A 479-nucleotide genomic window follows, 5' to 3' on the forward strand; every position below is an offset into this window, starting at 1 on the left:
TAATAACGCCCGTTTTCAGTTTTTCAACTGGATGAGCGGCCTGCTGTGGGTGCTCATCCTGACCTCGCTTGGCTATCTGCTGGGTAAAACCCCGGTATTCCTCAAGTATGAAGATCAGCTGATGTCCTGCCTGATGCTCCTGCCGGTTGCCCTGTTGGTCTTCGGACTGATCGGCTCGCTGGTGGTGCTGTGGAAGAAAAAATACAGAAGCCGGGGCTAATGATGGTCATGAAACGCCCTTCCCTGCGCCAGTTCTGCTGGCTGCTGGGTGGTTCTCTTCTGCTCGGCGCCCTGTTCTGGCTTTGGCTGGCGGTGCAGCAGCAGGAGGCCACGCTGGCGATCCGCCCGGTTGGCCAGGGTATCGGAATGCCGGACGGTTTCTCCGTCTGGCATCATCTCGATGCCAACGGCATCCGCTTTAAAAGCATCACGCCGCAGAAGGATGGTCTGCTGATTAAGTTCGATTCCACCGCCCAGGG

Annotated in this window: 1 protein-coding gene and 1 pseudogene; both read left to right on the forward strand. The window is 57.4% G+C overall.

Translation table 11 applies throughout. The features are described from left to right. Nucleotides 1–220: pseudogene (gene yqjA, locus M3629_RS28035) on the forward strand (DedA family general envelope maintenance protein YqjA); the annotation flags it as partial. Next, nucleotides 220–479, forward strand: a 260-nt coding sequence (gene mzrA, locus M3629_RS28040) for an EnvZ/OmpR regulon moderator MzrA (RefSeq protein WP_251512170.1), incomplete at its 3' end; no start/stop codon positions are given. The pseudogene yqjA and the gene mzrA, both read left to right, overlap by 1 nt.

It is taken from the genome of Paenibacillus polysaccharolyticus, assembly GCF_023714295.1.
Taxonomy (GTDB): domain Bacteria; phylum Bacillota; class Bacilli; order Paenibacillales; family Paenibacillaceae; genus Paenibacillus; species Paenibacillus polysaccharolyticus_A.